We start from the raw sequence: 2,632 nt of genomic DNA on the forward strand, positions 1-2,632 counted from the left end.
ATACTGGCATCAACTTCAAGACCAAGACGATAACTGTCACCAACATTGGCCCGTAGTGGAGCCCCTACGTCATTGAGTTCTCCGGTTAATACTAACTGATCTTTATACCTCATGTAATATATATTGGTGCTTAGCTGAACAGAAGGTGAGACATAACGCCATCCCAATTCAAAATCATTCAGTTTTTCTGGTTTAGGATTGCCATTCTCATAATCATTCCTGTTAGGTTCACGATTTGCTACCGCAAAGGAGAGATATAAATTATTTGAATTATTAAGATCATAGGTGACACCAACTTTAGGATTAAAGAAATTAAATCTATCATCTACCAATCCAGTTTCATCGCCGTTTGCGTTGTATCGCACAGTTCTAAATTGTAGATCTCCAAAAAGCTTCCAATTTTGAGAAATCTTATAGTTTATTTTTCCAAACAAGTTGAAGTCTGTTTTTTTGGAATCATCATCGTAATATCTATCTCTAATCATACTATTTCCGGCAAAACGTGCCCAGATTATTTCTCCAAAATGATCTCCTTCATAGGAATTCCAACCACCACCAATGATAAGGTTTATTTTGTCTTTTTCATATTTGGCAGAAAATACAGTTCCATAAAAATCATTATCAAGCCAACGACGGCGGATTAAATCTGTGGTATTCACTAACTCTCCATCAACCACTATTGGTGAAAATCCATAGGTTTCAAAATCATCGTCTTCTCTAAACTGCTCAAAGTAACCACGTCCTTTGGTATAGTGAAATGCAATATTTGTGCTCCATAAAGGTGATATGGTTTCATTCCAGAGTAGTTGAAAATGATCTTGTTTATAATTATCTTCTTCCCTGTCGTAAAACTGTGTATTACCATTATCGTCGGTATATATACCTGCCGGGTTAAAAGTCCGGTCAGTGGCAAGAGTTTCTGCATCAATGCCAAACCATGACTGGTAAGTAACTTCGTGTCCTCCAAAAAGGAGTGCTTTTATTAAGGTGTTATCATCAACATAAGAACCCTGTAAAAAATAGGAATCCAGTTCAGATGAAGCCCTGTCAATATAGCCATCAGATGTTATTCTGGATAATCTCCCGGAAATTTCAATATGTTCATTTAACAATCCTGTACTGAACTTAATATTGTTGCGAAGTGTATTAAAGCTGCCATAAGAAGATGATATATGCCCATAGGCTTCCATCGAGGTAGCATCTGTCAATATATTTAAACTTGCACCAAAAGCCCCAGCTCCATTTGTTGATGTGCCAACTCCACGCTGTAATTGCAGGCTTTCTGTTGAAGATGCAAAATCGGGCATATTTACCCAAAATGTGCCATGTGATTCAGAATCGTTATAAGGTATTCCATTAATAGTAACATTTACACGAGTTGCATCACTTCCTCTAACGCGTATCCCTGTATAACCTACTCCGGCCCCGGCATCGGACGTTGTAACTACCGCAGGCAAAAAATTCATAAGAACAGGAATATCCTGTCCCAGGTTCCTTGGCATTATTTCTTCCTTTGTTAAATTGGAAAACGTTACAGGAGTTTCTTTAGTAACTCTTATGGCAGAAACAAAAACCTCATCCAAAACAATTTTCTTAAGGGCAGTAGTGTCAGATTCTTGTTGTTGAGTATAGGATTTTGCACCAATACAAATCATGAAAAAAATTAGTATAATAGCCTTCATTCTCGGTTCACGACGAATAACAGGGGTTCTATTCTAATTTTTACGATTTTTTCTTTTTCTGAAGAGACAGAAAAAAATCCAAATGGCGATTTTCGCCTCCCTTAGCAGCATTACCTGCTCAGGTTCCTTGGGTATAATCTCAGCTTGTCCTGAAAATATTCTAAAAATCGTGTTTATTGTAAACAGATTTGAAGAATACTTTTTTCAAGAGGTCGCACCCCTTTTTGAGATAATACAAAGTTACAATTGTAGTACCATTTTTCATAATAAAAACCCAATAATTAAAATTGGATATATTTTGAAATTTTTTCTTTCAAAAGGATACGTTTTTCTAAACTAAGTTACCTGATGCGTGGGCTTTAAGAGGTCATTTACCATTTTTACAGGATTAAAAGTATTTAAGGGGACTTCAACAAAAATTGTATTCCAAAAGGCCATTGCCCCGTTCCAAAGCCCGGGTAATTCAAGGGCTTTCAGCGCTTTCCCATCTTCTGTTTTTTGTGTGATAAAGCCCTGTTTAGTATCAACATAGTTCAAGAGGTTATACTTCTCACCTCTAAAATTTCTGACTCCACATACAATGTCGACCGGGTTAAAATGCGTTGAATTCTTCAGAATAGTCATTTGGCTTTCATCAGATGTATCTACCTGTGCAGATTCTACGATTTGTAGTGAAATATGATCATTTGCATCTCTGGTCCAAAAAGGACCTCCCCCAGGCTCACCTTCATTTTTAACCATCCCACAAATACGGATAGGCCTGTTGATCTTATCTTTTAATATTTCCAATTGCTCTGCGATACTAAAACTTGAAAAACTTTCCAAAAATCTAACATTAAGATCATTTTCCAAAAATGTTTTGATTTCGTGTAACTGTTCACCATTAATGTCATTTCTTTCCAGCTGATCCGCATAGGCAAATGCATGTTGTTGTAATTCCAGAAGCAAAC

General features: G+C 36.6%; 2 protein-coding genes. Both read right to left on the minus strand.

The window, feature by feature from the left end:
* Positions 1 to 1,655 (minus strand): TonB-dependent receptor (locus tag WBN20_RS12785; protein WP_424281971.1); only part of this gene is annotated, 1,655 nt, incomplete at its 3' end.
* A 363-nt stretch (positions 1,656 to 2,018) separates the two neighbouring features.
* Positions 2,019 to 2,632 (minus strand): DUF4301 family protein (locus WBN20_RS12790; protein ID WP_424281972.1); only part of this gene is annotated, 614 nt, incomplete at its 5' end.

Source organism: Eudoraea sp. (assembly GCF_049665975.1).
Classification (GTDB): domain Bacteria; phylum Bacteroidota; class Bacteroidia; order Flavobacteriales; family Flavobacteriaceae; genus Eudoraea.